This window comes from Oceanobacillus indicireducens (assembly GCF_014647195.1).
In the GTDB taxonomy this organism is placed as follows: Bacteria; Bacillota; Bacilli; order Bacillales; family Amphibacillaceae; genus Oceanobacillus; species Oceanobacillus indicireducens.
This window is the reverse complement of sequence record NZ_BMOS01000047.1, coordinates 1-14,752: the sequence shown is the minus strand read 5'-3', so window position 1 is coordinate 14,752 and position 14,752 is coordinate 1. Positions and strand designations below refer to the sequence as shown.

General features: G+C 39.7%; 11 protein-coding genes, 1 pseudogene and 1 CRISPR repeat array. All 12 genes and pseudogenes read right to left on the bottom strand.

Annotated elements, in window-relative coordinates; translation table 11 throughout:
• Positions 1–1,649 precede the first annotated feature (1,649 nt).
• On the bottom strand, positions 1,650–2,384 hold the full coding sequence (nagB, locus tag IEX94_RS18295) for a glucosamine-6-phosphate deaminase (protein ID WP_188859530.1): 735 nt from the start codon (positions 2,382–2,384) through the stop codon (positions 1,650–1,652).
• Between the two features lie 2 nt (positions 2,385–2,386).
• Entirely contained in the window at positions 2,387–2,551 is a 165-nt protein-coding gene (locus IEX94_RS18290) for an amidohydrolase family protein (protein WP_268239606.1), read from the bottom strand.
• A gap of 50 nt (positions 2,552–2,601) precedes the next feature.
• Positions 2,602–3,672, bottom strand: coding sequence for a DUF871 domain-containing protein (locus IEX94_RS18285; protein ID WP_188859527.1), 1,071 nt, complete (start codon positions 3,670–3,672; stop codon positions 2,602–2,604).
• A gap of 72 nt (positions 3,673–3,744) precedes the next feature.
• Positions 3,745–5,124, bottom strand: coding sequence for a PTS transporter subunit EIIC (locus IEX94_RS18280; protein ID WP_188859525.1), 1,380 nt, complete (start codon positions 5,122–5,124; stop codon positions 3,745–3,747).
• A gap of 15 nt (positions 5,125–5,139) precedes the next feature.
• On the bottom strand, positions 5,140–6,030 hold the full coding sequence (gene murQ / locus IEX94_RS18275; RefSeq protein ID WP_188859523.1) for an N-acetylmuramic acid 6-phosphate etherase: 891 nt from the start codon (positions 6,028–6,030) through the stop codon (positions 5,140–5,142).
• Between the two features lie 108 nt (positions 6,031–6,138).
• A complete protein-coding gene (locus IEX94_RS18270) occupies positions 6,139–6,990 on the bottom strand; it encodes a MurR/RpiR family transcriptional regulator (protein WP_229782794.1) in 852 nt (283 codons plus the stop codon).
• A gap of 93 nt (positions 6,991–7,083) precedes the next feature.
• Positions 7,084–7,266, bottom strand: a pseudogene (locus IEX94_RS20350) (family 4 glycosyl hydrolase); the annotation flags it as partial.
• A 19-nt stretch (positions 7,267–7,285) separates the two neighbouring features.
• Positions 7,286–7,717, bottom strand: a complete 432-nt coding sequence (gene tnpA, locus IEX94_RS18265; protein ID WP_188859519.1) for an IS200/IS605 family transposase — start codon at positions 7,715–7,717, stop codon at positions 7,286–7,288.
• 280 nt (positions 7,718–7,997) lie between these two features.
• On the bottom strand, positions 7,998–9,536 hold the full coding sequence (locus IEX94_RS18260) for an AbgT family transporter (RefSeq protein ID WP_188859517.1): 1,539 nt from the start codon (positions 9,534–9,536) through the stop codon (positions 7,998–8,000).
• 747 nt (positions 9,537–10,283) lie between these two features.
• Positions 10,284–11,056: a CRISPR direct-repeat array (repeat unit 33 nt; unit sequence GTCACTCCCTGTATGGGGAGTGTGGATTGAAAT).
• Positions 11,057–11,613: 557 nt separating this feature from the next.
• Complete coding sequence (gene mgtE / locus IEX94_RS18255) at positions 11,614–12,975, bottom strand: magnesium transporter (RefSeq protein ID WP_188859515.1); 1,362 nt, start codon at positions 12,973–12,975, stop codon at positions 11,614–11,616.
• Positions 12,976–13,334: 359 nt separating this feature from the next.
• Positions 13,335–14,078 (bottom strand): creatininase family protein, encoded by a 744-nt coding sequence (locus tag IEX94_RS18250; RefSeq protein WP_188859513.1) that lies wholly within the window; start codon positions 14,076–14,078, stop codon positions 13,335–13,337.
• Positions 14,079–14,080: 2 nt separating this feature from the next.
• Positions 14,081–14,500, bottom strand: a complete 420-nt coding sequence (locus IEX94_RS18245; RefSeq protein ID WP_268239605.1) for a bifunctional 4-hydroxy-2-oxoglutarate aldolase/2-dehydro-3-deoxy-phosphogluconate aldolase — start codon at positions 14,498–14,500, stop codon at positions 14,081–14,083.
• Positions 14,501–14,752: the final 252 nt, after the last annotated feature.

The following is a 14,752-nucleotide window of genomic DNA, read 5'->3' as shown; positions in this document are numbered from 1 at the left end:
ACGCCAGTGCCACTGGCTATTCATACGACATTATGCGTGGCTGCGAACAGTATACCTAAAACAAACAATTTGGAAGTTGGTGCCACTCGGTCACTCCCTGTATGGGGAGTCACTCCCTGTATGGGGAGTGTGGATTGAAATACCTCTTCCCGGACCTGATTATAAACAGATTGGCTGTCACTCCCTATATGGGGAGTGTGGATTGAAATCTGACAGTCTCCTTACCAAGAATGCCATCTTGTTGTCACTCCCTGTATGGGGAGTGTGGATTGAAATAAGGTGTTTCCGATACAGCTACTGTTAATGTAACGTCACTCCCTGTATGGGGAGTGTGGATTGAAATGGGAATATATGGATGGGACGAAAGACCAACAACTAGTCACTCCCTGTATGGGGAGTGTGGATTGAAATCCCATAATGTTTCACCACTTTTTACAGTGTGATAGTCACTCCCTGTATGGGGAGTGTGGATTGAAATAGGGAGTGCCGCAACTTCTGATTGACGGACAACAGGTCACTCCCTGTATGGGGAGTGTGGATTGAAATATCATACCGCTAGCCATTTTGTTAATCTCGTCAGTCACTCCCTGTACTGGAAGTGTGGGTTGAAATCATAAATGTCAAGGATTGACGCAAAGTAGCTCCGGTCACTCCCTGTACTGGGAGTGTGGGTTGAAATATCTGTCGCATTGATGACTTCATGTCTCTTAACCGTCACTCCCTGTACTGGGAGTGTGGGTTGAAATATAACGGTAAACCGTTGGCTCAAGTGGGGAATAAGTCACTCCCTGGATTGAGAGTGTGGATTGAAATTTTTTAAGAAATGCCATTGATTTATCTGTTAACGTCACTCCCTGGATTGGGAGTGTGGATTGAAATTGCGATTTGCATGACTAGATAGTGTGGATTGAAATACAACACGGTGGAACATCCCGCTGCGGTATTCGAGTCACTCCCTGGATTGGGAGTGTGGATTGAAATACTAGATCCAATTGCTTTAAACTCAATCTCTTGTGTCACTCCCTGGGTTGGGAGTGTGGGTTGAAATCTTTGACCTAACGCGCGAATGGCGTACTCCCTGTATTAGGGGTGGATATTGAAATATTTCATTCATAGCATAACGGCTGCTGGTTCTGCACCACCCCTGTATCAAGGACCCTAACCAAAACTAAAAATAATTTTGATTTTCATTTTGAACGCCCATAGTACCAAGAGTTTGTTCAATAACATAACCCGCTCCCCATTAACTGACGGGCGCTGAACACAATTTTGTGAGTAATTCCATCTATGGATCATAATAATCAGACAAATCAGAGTGAAGATTACCCCTACTATCAATCACTCAAGCTGAATTTAGAAAATGGTGGGAAGGCAACCAATACCTTTCATCATATATACTAGCAGACGCTCCTTGTATCAGACCACATGCAAAAAAACAAGACCATTAATTCATTAAAATTGCTGGTCTTGTCTTTTGGGAGGCTTATTCAAATGTCCCTAAGTAACAGGCTAACAAAGTCATATTCCAAAACTAGTCATCTTTTTCTGCTTTAAATGACCCTGCTCTTCCTTTAAATATCATTTCATTAAAGTCTAAGATTTCTTGCGGTATTTTTCCCTTCTCACTTGGCTGAATCCCTTAATACTATTCAATGTAAGTATTTTCCCACCCCGGATAATGCAGCTTCATCTGCAATTATCTCTACATGAGCATGTTTGTGTAAAATAGATGCCGGAAACTTTTCATCAACTGGCCCCTCTATTAACCTAGCTAAAGAATGCGCTTTTTCCTTACCTGAAATAAGCAGTAATATTTCTTTACTTTCCATAATCGTTTCTATTCCCATCGTTATTGCCTGTCTTGGAACTTCTTCTATGGATTGAAAGAATCTAACATTTGCTTTTCGTGTCGATTCATCCAAATCTACCACATGGGTTCTACTTGTAAATGGAGTTTCAGGATCATTGAACCCAATGTGACCATTTACACCAATGCCTAAAATTTGAACATCTATAAAGCCAGCTTCACGTATGGCATCCTCATAATCTCGGCATTCTTGTTTTAAGTCTTTCGCAGCACCATTCGGTAAATGTGTATTTTCCTTCTTGATATCAATATGATTAAATAATTTATCATTCATATAAAAGTGATAACTATTCTGATCATCCTTACTCAAACCGACATATTCGTCTAAATTAAAGGTTGTCACATTTTTAAAAGATATTTCTTCTTTTTTCTCAATCAGGTATTTGTACATTCCTTCTGGGGTGGATCCTGTCGCAAGCCCAATGACAGGTTTCTTCAGCTTAACAATTTTTTTAAGAAGGTATTCCGCAGCTCTAAAACTCATTTCCTCATAATCTTTCACTTTTGTGATGTTCATTTTTACATTACTCCTTTAAATGCAATATCATCGCGACAAATAGTATACTTAATCGTTAATTTATTATCGACAAGCAAAATATCTGCTACCTTTCCTTGCGTAATACTGCCCTTACGATCATACACCCCGATTTGTTTAGTTGGATTTTCAGAGGTCATTTTTACAATATGTCGTATGGTAACTAGTCATAGTGAACTTCTCCGTAATCATGTTCTACTCACACCCATACAATTCGAAATTTCTGATTCTCTTTTAACCAACGAAGAATTGGTACATCCGCCTCAATAACTTTCCCCAACACATTTACACGCTCATCTGCTGGTAGATCTGTTAATGTTATCTGGATTTCTCCTTGATAGCGCATATATCGTTCATTATCAATCGTAATTGAACCAATTGGGCGCTCCACCATGTTCTGTGGATGAACAACAGTAGCCCCGTACTGTGCGTAACTTCTCGACTCAACGGAGCGAACAAGGTCCCTTGCTGGATCAGCTCTATTTGTAAAAGGTTCCGCTGCTTTTTTCAATAATTCTTTATCTGCTTCCTTGCTAGCAATCGCACGGACAACGATCTCACCCTGATCATAAGCACGAAATTGTTCACGTGATGCATCACTAATCGTCACATCACCGACCATAATTTTATCGACATCTCCTACTTTTTCTAAATCTAAAAAGGCAGCGAATGGAGACACTGTTCGATGCTGTTCTAATGTAGGTAACTTTTCAAAAAGAGGGCCTCTTAATTTAGCATCACCCGGGATAAAAGCCATTACGGTTATTCCAGCTTCTTTCAACTCAGTATTTTTTTTAATAAAATCACTGAATCCAAGCCCTGTTTCTGGTCGCGGGTAATAGTTATGCCATGCCTCAACTGCAGCAACGTTAAGGCCCTTTTCTTTCATTCGATTTAATTCATCTTTCGTAATCGTACTCGCATTCAAAGCAATACGCATTTTATGAGATAAATCAATAATCATCTGTTCATCTACACCATAATCAATTCTTAAACCCGTTAGCCCCCAGCTTAGCAGATTATCTGCAGTTTCCCATTCAATTTCAAGTACTTCGAGTGAGTGGGGAGAGATATCCGCCATCAACTCCATCTCCAGCTCTGTAGCTACTTTTCCAAGTGCCTGGAGCTGTTCCTTATAAATTGTTTGATTTTCCTCTGGAATGTGGAGCGACGTGAAAATGGATTCAAATCCCATTTCTCTCATGTTACGGATATAGGGGATTTGCTTGGAGATTGGTTCACTTCCTAGATAAATAGAAATTCCTAGCATCGTTATACCTCCGATTACCTATAATTAAAGAGAAGGAGGTCATGAATCAACCTCCAACCCATTTAAAGTTCATCAAATATTGTCTGCCATACTTTCCTTGAAGCCAAATGTATATGTGAATAGAAAGCCAAACGCATACGAGATGACTAAACCTAGGAAATACGTGAGATATTGTCCATTTGTGATTAGGGGAATTAAGGATAAACCTGAAACACCAATTCCAGAAGACGCTGTACTCATAACTGCTTGGAAAGCTCCTCCAACCGCTGCACCCATACAAGCTGTCAGGAACGGTCTACCTAATGGCAGGGTTACCCCGTACATTAACGGTTCACCAATCCCCAGGAATCCAACGGGTGCACTCCCTTTAATAATATTCCGTAAGCGTTTGTTCTTTGTTTTCGCATAGATTGCTAATGCTGCACCAACTTGCCCGGCTCCACCCATCGCTAAAATTGTAAGTAATGCTGTTTCTCCATAAACGTTGATTAATTCCAGATGGATTGGGGTCAAACCATGATGCAATCCAACCATAACTAATGGCAGGAAGAATCCGGCTAGTATTGCACCCGCAATGGCTCCTCCAGTATCAATTAAAGAAGTAAGTCCAATGGTGATTCCATCTGACAACAAGCCAGCAACTGGCGCAATCGCATATAATGACGCGAATCCAACAACGAGTAACGTAATTAAAGGGGTAAAGATAATATCAACAGCGTTTGGCATGACCTTTCGTACATTTTTCTCAACAAACGTCATTAACCATGCTGCAAAAATTACGCCAAACAAACCACCCCTACCTGGTATTAACTCTTCCCCATAAATCGTGATGTCTTCAAGTAATGGGCTAAACAATATCATCCCTGCAATCGCCCCCATTACTGGCGTTCCACCAAATTCCTTTGCCGTATTCCAACCAACTAAGATTCCAAGTGACGCAAAGACAACGCTTCCAAATAGGAGTAAAATTTGCATCCATGTTTGCTCTCGGTCGACACCTGCGTTTACTGCAAAGTTAGCGAGCCCATTAATAATCCCTGATGCAACAAGCCCGGGTATTAATGGAATAAATATATTTCCGATTTTACGTAAAAAGTTTTTAAAAGGTGTTCTATTTTTTGATTTGATTTTTTGCCTATTAAGTGCTGCCTTTTCTTCAAATGTTAAATCGTCATCATCAGGTCCTGCATCTTCCCCAATGGCCAAACCTGTGATTCGACTCATCTCTGCCGCAACTTTATTCACTGTCCCTGGTCCAATCACAATTTGTAGGGTGTCGTCATTGATTACGCCCATTACACCATCAATATTTTTTAGATTCTCTAGGTTGACTTTCGAATCGTCTTTAATGGACAAGCGTAGCCGCGTCATACAGTGAGCAATACGGCGAACGTTGTCCTTGCCACCGATACCTTGTAAGACATCTTTTGCAATTTTCTCCTCTTTCCTCATATGGACCCCTCCAATTTACTTAGCTAAAGCCCGACGAACAAAACCATCCGAATGCTCCAGTCGACTGACCGCCTCTTCAAACGAACATTGCAGTAAAATCATAATAATAGCGACTTTCACTTGATGCCTTGACTTTTCAAAATAGGTATTCGCAGTTTCATAGTCAACCCCAGTAATCTCCATAATATTGCGTTTTGATCTTTCCAGTAATTTTTCATTTGTCGGCTTAAGATCTACCATAAAGTTCTGATAAACCTTCCCAATTCCTACCATCGCTGCAGTGGATATCATATTTAACACCATCTTCTGAGCTGTCCCTGCTTTTAATCTAGTAGAACCAGTTAACACCTCTGCCCCAGTCACTAATTCAATGGCAACGGAACCATAAGCACTCATTGCTGCATCCTTATTGCAGGAAATACTCACCGTACTGGCATTTTTCAAATTTGCATATTCTAACGCCCCGATTACGTAGGGCGTACGTCCACTCGCAGCAATTCCAATTACAGTATCATTTTCTGACAGCTGGATGTTCTTTAAATCATTCGCTCCTAGCTCTCGGTCGTCCTCTACCCCCTCAGCCGCTTGATAGAGCGCCTTCATCCCACCTGCCATAATCCCCTGTACCATCTCCGGTTCCGTACCAAATGTTGGCACACATTCCACTGCATCTAAGACCCCTAACCTACCACTCGTACCAGCACCTACATAAATGAGTCTTCCATTATTCTTAAATGACCTAATTGTTAATTTAACTGCCTTCTCAATATTTGGTAATTCTTCCTCTACCGCTTGTAAAGCGCTTTCATCTTCTTGATTCATAATACGTAAGATGTCCAGTGTAGACATTTCATCCAAATTTATTGTATGTGGATTTCTCGCTTCCGTCGTTAATTTATCGAGCATAACACCACTCCTTTACTAACTATTACCTTTATTGTACCTACCGTGAAATTAAAAGTCAACGACCTATATGGATATTAATGAAATTTAATTTCATTAATATCCAAAAAACTACCTCCTTAATTTAACGACATAATCTCTTGCTTCTTGGAATTCCTCTAACACATGCTCGCCAACCATATTAAAGATACAAATATAGAGTGTATCTACAATCGTCAATTGCGTCATCCTTGATGTGATACTACCAATACGAAAATCTTCTTCCACATTCGGTGTTGCTAATCGAATATCTGCCTCTTTATAAAGAGGTGATTTATTTATATTGGTAATCGCGATAACCTTCGCACCTTTTTTTTGAGCTATTCGAGATAAATCAAGGACTTCCTTTGTTTTTCCTGACATACTAATCGCAACAAAAACATCTTTTTTATTTAAATGGGGAACTCTTGAGAGCATATAATGAAAATCTGAATTAAACTCGACCTGAAAACCTAGCTTGGTAAATTTGTATAGCGCATCTATCGCAGCAATGGAAGAGCCGCCAATGCCATAAAATACAATCTTTCTAGCATTTTTCAATGCATGAACTGCTTCCTCTAAGTCTTTTTTATTTAAAGACTCTTTCGTAGTCTCAATCGCATTCTTATTCACATGAACAACCTTTTGAAACATTTCATGGGGCGAATCCTTTTTCTGTAAAATTGTAAAATCCGTAATATACTCTTCTTTTACCGCTAATTCCTGAGCTAAAGCAATTTTAAATGTTTTAAAACTACCAATCCCAATTGTCTTCGCAAACCGAATTACGCTCGCTTCACTTACATCTGCTTTTAGCGCTAATTCCTTCGTCGTCATATTCGGAATTAGCTCCGCATGATTTAGTATATAGGTGGAAATCCGCTTCTCTGTTTTAGAAAATTGATTAAACTGATTGTATATCCTCGTTAATAATGTACTTGCCATGTTGTACTCCCCTTTGGCTAAAGTTTGGTCGTTTAATAGTAGTATAGCAAATATGCAGATTGTGGGCGATTGTGAATGAGTGCTTATTTGCTGTAGTAAACCATTTACAGCATGGGGAAGCTCTCCAACTGTCAGCGGCGCAGGTTCTTGCTTCGTAACCATACAGTTAACTTCCACCACTGTGTCATGAAGCTGATTCGTAATGGCACCGTGATTTAAACGACTAAAGTCGTTCTTCAGGCTGAAGTCCTGCTCAAAGTCCCTATGCTTAAGCACACTTCAAATTTGACTGAACTCAATCTTCAATCCTAAATCTGTCGTTCTTTTCTCCACTAAATTGATTTGCGATATAACTTCTAATTGTTTCTTCATCTACATTTCCAACGGTTGCACAGAAATAATCTCTTGCCCATAAATGCTGACCCCAATATTTCATTTTCAAATCTGGAAATTGATCTTGCAGAAGTCTCGATGATCTTCCTTTTAGATATTGCATTATTTTACTTAGGGCAAGACTTGGCGGACACGATATCAATAAATGAATATGGTCTTTACCAACACTTCCTTGCAAGATTGTTATACCTCTTGCTTCACAACCTTGTCTAATTAACTCCCTGGTTCTATATGCGATTTGACCGCTTAACACCTTATATCTATATTTTGTTACCCAGATAACATGGTACTTGATATCGTAAACTGCGTGACTATTCTTCTTATATCCGTCCATACTATTCACCTCGTCCCCCTCAGTATGGACATCAAATGATAAGACTAAAAGCGGGTACCCTCTAAAAACGGTGGAATTAGACCACGCATTTGGAAATTAAACATTTAATGTCTGGATGTCGCACCTATCGTTATAAAATGGAGGATATTAAGTTACATGTTGCATCACTATAGTAGAGCTCCCCCTCTTTTTTCAAATGTTCCTCTCCCAGTTCCAATAAGCAAAAAAGCGGGTCCTTCAGAGATGATCTGAAGAATCCCCACTTCTTGCTATTATTAGTTTATGGTTGATAAATTAATGGTCCACCTGGTCCTAGAGGGATACCAAGCAGCATCCAGATAATTAACATAAGTGTCCAACCTACTAGGAAGAACATAGAATACGGAACCATCGTAGAAATCAAGGTACCAATACCCATTTTCTTATCATATTTCTGTGCGAACGCAATAATGATTGCAAAATAGGTCATTAATGGCGAAATAATATTTGTGGAAGAATCCGCAATCCGATAAGCCATTTGAGTTAGCTCCGGAGAATATCCAAGCTGCATCATAATCGGTACAAATACCGGCGCCATCATCGCCCATTTTGCTGAAGCGCTTCCTATAAATAAGTTAATAAATGCTGTAATCAAGATGAATAGTAAGATTAATGGAATACCAGTTAACTTTACACTCGTTAATAATTCCGCACCATATACACCTAATACTAAGCCCATATTGGTTTCATTAAAATAGGCAACAAACTGTCCTGCCGTAAAAGCCAACACAATGAATGTTCCCATGGAAGCCATCGTATCCGACATTTGGGCTGCTACATCCTTATCACTGCGGATCGATTTCGTGACTATTCCATAAACAAGACCAGGAATAAAGAATATAATCGCTATAATTGGTACTAATGAACTCATAAATGGAGATTGAACAATTTGAGCCATTGCATCACCTTCTGTCCCACGCAATGGGGCGCCTTTTGGTAAGACGAGCAATAATGTAAGTACAACACCAATCACTGTTGCTACACCAGCCCAGATAAGACCTTTTTTCTCTGTTGCTTCAAGACCTTCGAGCTTCTCTTTATATTCGCCTTTATAGGAGCCAAGACGGGGTTCTACAATTTTTTCCGTTACCCAAGTACCGATCACCGCTAATACAAATACGGAAACGGCAATAAACAACCAGTTCATTGCGATATTCATATTTGCAGCATAGGCAGGATCGATAATCGCTGCGGCTGCAATTGTCATCTCTCCAAGCATGGCATCTGTACCCGATAGTAATAAGTTGGCACTAAATCCTCCAGATACCCCAGCAAATGCCGCTGCGAGCCCTGCTAACGGATGCCTGCCAAGTGCCGCAAAAATCAATGCCCCTAGTGGTGGCAATACGACATACCCCGCATCCGATGCTACACTAGACATAATACCTGCTGTAACCAATCCTAGCGTAATAAATCGATTAGGTATGGATAAAACGAACCCTCTAAGTAATGCACTAATCAGTCCAGTCCGTTCAGCCACCCCTATCCCGAGCATTGTTAAAAGGACAACACCTAAAGGCGCAAAACCAATAAAGTTATCGGTCATACTCGTGAATATGTATTGAATTCCTTCTGCGCTCAATAGATTTTTAATTTCTACAATTGTTCCTTCTTCTCCGGGATGCTCTACACTAATCCCCAGCGGTTGTAACGCTGCAGATAGTAAAATAACAGAGAATGCTAAAATTGCAAATAAGGTAGCTGGGTGTGGCAATTTATTTCCAGCTGATTCAATTTTATCCAAAGAACGCAGAATAATCCCCTTTTTTTGTTTTGCCATACAAAATTTACCTCCTACATGCAAAAAATATTGTGAAAATTGTAACCTATGGAGTCCTTTCTGAATGAAGATTAACTACAATAATTAATCTATGATACTTTATTACTTTTCTTCAGTACTCCTATCGCAACTAGGTTTCTATTACATTTTCACTATTCAAGTCTACTTATAAAATGATAGACACAATGAGAATAATAACAGTTCCATTCAACTATTTCAATTTCGATCGAAGTTTAAACCTTTAGTACTGTTAATTAAAATGTAAAAGGTAAATGTATATGCCCTATAAAATTCGCTCTAACTGTAGAAATGTTATTATAGCATGGTAGATTTCCGAACTTTTGTCTTTATATTGATACAATTAAAAAGTTTGTATCAGGAAGTTTTTTCTTCAAAAGAAACGAAAGACTTACTTAAACATAGAGAAACCTCGCAGTAAGGAAGACTTTTCCAGTTTTTATCCATCTCATAACCTACATCATAACCTCAGTTTTTATGTCAGTCTTCACATCCAATAATAGGTTCTACAAATTAAAACAATGTTCAGGTAGTAATGGGCTTTGAAATTATTGAAAAACGTTAATTAAAACGTGCGAACCTGAAGCGCCCATGATTTCCCCGGAAGATTCGCACATAAAACTTTCTATTAACAATGGATATTTTCTGTTTTTAACTTGTTTTATAGATAGTGAAGATGATACGATACAACATATAGTAAGTTAGAGATGTTTTTGTCAATATCTCGCAGTCACTCCCTGTATGGGGAGTGTGGATTGAAATACCTCTTGGGCGCGGGTTACGAATCGTTCCCCACGTCACTCCCTGTATGGGGAGTGTGGATTGAAATGAAAGGTGGCGGCAACGAATAAACATGGATACATTGTCACTCCCTGTATGGGGAGTGTGGATTGAAATGAAAGGTGGCGGCAACGAATAAACATGGATACATTGTCACTCCCTGTATGGGGAGTGTGGATTGAAATGTACAACCGCGAATATAATCAAGGTTTAAATAGGTCACTCCCTGTATGGGGAGTGTGGATTGAAATCAGATGACGACTAAAAAAGCACCTGTGGTTTCACGTCACTCCCTGTATGGGGAGTGTGGATTGAAATTTTTGAAACGAATAACGGGGCAAGCGGATCGGGTGTCACTCCCTGTATGGGGAGTGTGGATTGAAATGATCAGATCATCGATGTGTATGGGGGGAGAATGAAGTCACTCCCCGTATGGGGAGTGTGGAGTGAAATGATCAGATCATCGAAGTGTATGGGGGTAGAAAGAAGTCACTCCCTGTATGGGGAGTGTGGATTGAAATGGTTTTATCATGCGAAAAGCAAGCGAAAACGGGGAGTCACTCCCTGTATGGGGAGTGTGGATTGAAATTTCCTTCCGGCGCTGGCCTTCTAATATTGTTTCGGTCACTCCCTGTATGGGGAGTGTGGATTGAAATAGCTAGATGCTGTATCTTTCGAACACCGTCTTGGTCACTCCCTGTACGGGGAGTGTGGATTGAAATGAAACCTCCGCTGTTTCAAATGTCCTGCCGATGCGAAGTCACTCCTTGTGAAAAGGAATTGGTAGCATGAATATATATAGTTCCTTCCGAATCCGAAAGCAACAGGATAATTAGAACCGGAAGAACAATATATCGCTGAAGAAGAGGCAATTGAGACTGCAGAAAAATTAGCTAGAGAAAAATAGGCTGAGCACTGTCCAAATTTTAAACACGGAACATGACTTAGTAGATGAAATAACCTCCCAATAACTAACTAGTGGCACTTAACAGTAAAATTTAAGTGCACTTTTTTCAGTCATTTCTCGCGTTGAAGTTATACAAGCCATCGCTTTCTATTTATCCGTTTTATCGGGGTGCAATCGTCCGTAAAACTCCCACCCCAAAATGGAGAGATTAATCAAATCTATTTAGGCGGGAGATAACGGACGCTAACCCCCCCGATTTACAAAAGCTCATTCAGTGGGAAAAGAGCCGCGACTAAAAAAACGCGATTCGTTTTAGCAATGTCGCATACTAACAACCTGTACGTCGAAACTTCCACTGAATAAAGTTTCGCTTTATAAATAATTCATAAATGTCGTAGCTATTGAAAAGTAAATCATTAATGCGATAATATCATTAATCGTCGTTATAAATGGACCTGAAGCAATAGCGGGATCAAATTTTAATTTATTAAGAATTAGTGGGAAAGTTAACCCGATTACCGCCGATATACTTAATGTAACAAGAATGGATAGCCCAACAACTACCCCTAGCATGATATTTCCATAAAAAATGAGAATCAAGATGGAAATGAGCACCATACAAACAAATCCGATTAAAAAACCTGTTGAAAATTCTTTTCTAATCATTCGCCACAGATCTTTTACGTCAATTGTTCCAAGTGCAAGTCCTCTAACAGAAACTGCCAATGATTGGGTTCCGACGTTTCCTCCCGAATCCATCAACATCGGCATAAAAGCTGCTAGGACGACAACGGATTCCAACGTTTCTTCAAATTGTCCGATAACTCCACTTGTGATCAGACCAGCAAACATGAGAAAAACGATCCAAGGAGCACGTTTTTTTGCTGCTGTAAAAGCACTCGTATCTGTTTCCGTTGCATCTTTTACCGTCGAGAATTCACCAAAGCTTTTAGTCGTTTGCAGTTCAATTATGTCCATAACGTCATCCACTGTAATTATTCCCAGTAGGTGATTTTGCTCTGTTACGACGGGAACAGCCAGTAAGTCGTATTTCTGAACAATTTTCCCGACATCTTCTTGTCCCATGTCTGCCGGAATAGATACAATATGTTTATGCATAATATCTCTGACCGCATCATTCGGGTCAGCTATAATTAATTTTTTTAAAGTGACAACTCCCATTAAATAGCCTTTTCTATCTATTACATACGTATAGTAAACAATTTCAGCATCAGAGCCTTCTCTCCTTATTTTGTCTAACACGTTTTCTGCGGTTTCTTCAGGAAAAGCGGTGATATATTCATAGGTCATCACGGATCCAGCGGTTTCCAAATCATAATCTAGAATCACCTGGATTTTCTCTGCTTTTTCCTTTTCCATATTATCCAAAATATGCTTTGCTTCCTCTTGATTAATCCGTTTTAAAAAATTTACCGTATCATCTGTAAACATATTATTTAACATTTTCGAGGAATATTCATCCGACAATTCTTCGATACAAACTTGCTGATGAATAAAATACAAGCCAGAGAAAATGACTGCAAACTCTTTCGGCTCCAAAAACATATACACTCTTTCCCGTCCCTCTTTATCCAACGTAATAAAAATATCTACTTGATCGGATGGATGAAGTTCTAAATAGCTTTCACGAAATTCTTCTTTATCATTTTCATATAAAGCATTTAATATATTTTTCGTATATCTTTCTCTATTTTCTTTATCTAATCGAAACATAAGCGCTCCTCCTCACAAACGCAATTCCTGAATTATGCAGCCGGTTCTTGCCTCCTTATTCAATTACACCGATAAAGAGGTTTCTCGTTCCCTTTTTCAACTACCCTTTTTTAAAATTCTCACACGTTTTTAATTGCGTTTATCGGAGGCGGAGATCAAATGTTTACTCATACCATCCATTCACTCGAGCGAATAAAGGTGCTCTAATTACCTAGTTGAAACAAATTCCAGTTTGTTCAGGTGATTAGAAGTACTCTAATCACCCAGATATAATTACACAAAAAAAGCCCCAAGCAAACTTCTTATCGCTCGGAACTTTTTCATATTACTATTTGAGCTATCTACGTCTCAGCTTATTCTTACTCTTTATTACATTCATCATAAGCTTCCGCTACCAAAGCCTCCATCAAGTCTAAATACTTCTCAAGCATCTCTTCGCCTTTTTCCTTAGAAGCGAGAGTCGCATCCCCGTATATACCACTCTTACTCAAGTCGCCTAAGGAAATAGTTGACTTCCCATATAAGCTTGGTTTTTCAGGATACTCCTTCACCGCTTTTTCCATATTGACCAATTCAGGTTTTACTGCCAGCATTAAGGAAGTTTCAAATTCACAAGCGTGGACCATGCCATGCCATGTCGGCGATTCACAAATCTCGCTGCGGATCTGTTCTAAATTTGGATAAAACATATAGATAACCGGCATATCTAATTCATCCATCAGCTCTCTCGCGGCATATTTCATACTTGTTTTATTTGAGTCATGTCCATTAACCAGGACTAACAGTTTCACACCATAGCGTGAGACACTATGCGCTACATCTTTTATTATACTTTCCACATGGTGCTGCTGTATGGAAACAGTGCCTGGAATGTCACGCCATACCCAAGAATAACCGAAAGGCATGGCCGGTAACATCAATGCTCCGGTTCTTTCCGATAATCTTCTGGACATCGCTTCCGCTAAATATATATCGACTCCTAAAGGCATGTGGTGTCCATGCTGCTCCGTTGCACCTAAAGGAAGAATAGCAACCGGGAACTCTTCTATAGCTGTAGCTACCTCATCACGATTCATTTTGATAATTTCTTTTGCTGATCCCATGACTATGCCTCCTTTTCCAATGATTGAACAAATGCTTTTGCGTTTTCCTTGATTTTTTCTACGTCTTTTCTTGACGCCCCTCTTGGTACCAGATCGCTTCCAATAGCAAAAGAAGAGTAGCCAGCATTTTTAAACTCATGAATGTTTTCTTTCGTTACCCCGCCGACTGCCATAAAATTCATGTTTGGAAAAGGACCTCGAACATTTTTAATGAATCCAAATCCCAAATCGATAGCAGGAAATACTTTAACCGTTTCGATGCCGAGACTCGCTGCTTGCATAATCTCACCCGGCGAGAAGACACCAGGGAATAGGAGAATATCTTTTGAGCGTACATACTTCGCTATTTCGCGGTCCCAACCTGGTGTAATGATGTATGTTGCACCAGCTTCCAATGCTGCATCCACTTGACGTTCTGATATTACGGTCCGGAGAGGAGGATGCGGGAATTGGGAATCAGGGCTGAGTAGCTGGGTAGTCTTTAATAAGCTGATTAGGAAGGGATATGATCAGATTCATATTTGAGTCCGGAAACACGAAAGAAATCAAGCGAGTTTCTATCACTCTAAAAGAATATAAAAGCTCCTATTTTATTCGATCTCCCTACACTAGTAGATTAAATGCGTGCGGATCAAGAAAATATTTTAGTTGTCCAAGCTGATGTTACAAACGAA